The organism is Bradyrhizobium sp. 147 (genome assembly GCF_023073935.1).
Classification (GTDB): Bacteria; Pseudomonadota; Alphaproteobacteria; order Rhizobiales; family Xanthobacteraceae; genus Bradyrhizobium.
This window is the reverse complement of the sequence record NZ_JADPKL010000059.1, coordinates 1-892: the sequence shown is the minus strand read 5'-3', so window position 1 is coordinate 892 and position 892 is coordinate 1. Positions and strand designations below refer to the sequence as shown.

Sequence of the window (892 nt, the reverse complement as noted above, 5' to 3'; positions counted from 1 at the left end):
GACGCCCACGGGATGAGCGAACGGCGGGCGTGTAAAGCCATCGGCTGTTGCCGCATGACCATCAGATATCGGACGACCCGGGCGGACGACGCGGCCCTACGCCAACGCATGAGAGCGATTGCCGAGGTGCGCCGTCGCTTCGGCTATCGGCGCCTGCATGTTCTGCTCAGGCGGGAGGGCTATCTGGTCAACCACAAGAAACTGTTCCGGCTCTACCAGGAAGAGAGGCTCGCGGTCCGTCGCCGTGGTGGCCGCAAGCGGGCGCTCGGGACCAGGGCGCCGATGGTGGTGCCTATAGCGCCGAATGACCGCTGGTCGCTCGACTTCGTCTCGGACCAGCTCACCGATGGCCGCCGCTTCCGCATCCTGACCGTGGTCGACGAGTGCACGCGCGAATGCCTAGCGTTGGTGGCCGACACCTCGCTGTCGGGCTCGCGGGTGGCGCGGGAGCTGGACCGGCTGATCATCGAGCGCGGCAAGCCCAAAATGGTGGTCAGCGACAACGGCACCGAATTGACCAGCAACGCCATCCTGACATGGGCCGATCAGAGCCGCGTCGCCTGGCATTACATCGCGCCCGGCAAGCCGACGCAGAATGCCTTCATCGAAAGCTTCAATGGCCGTCTCCGAGACGAATTGTTGAACGAGACGCTGTTCACGTCGCTGGCCCAGGCCCGGGTCGAACTCGGACATTGGCGGGCCGACTACAACGATACGCGACCTCACTCGCAACTCGGATGGAAAACACCATCGGAGTTTGCCTTCACCTGCAACCCGCGACGGGATCTGGCGCTGCGCTATGCCGATGGCTCCGCACCAGCTCCCGTCGCTACCACCGCCCATTCGGGTAAATCCAACAGCCGGGGCGAACTCAGGACTGGATAAAACTTGG

The 892-nt window shown here is 64.1% G+C and carries 1 protein-coding gene; it reads left to right on the top strand.

Going from position 1 to position 892, the window contains the following annotated elements; genetic code table 11:
* Positions 1 to 885: IS3 family transposase (locus IVA87_RS13295; protein ID WP_247333806.1), on the top strand; the 885-nt coding region annotated here is incomplete at its 5' end.
* Between the last annotated feature and the right edge of the window lie 7 nt (positions 886 to 892).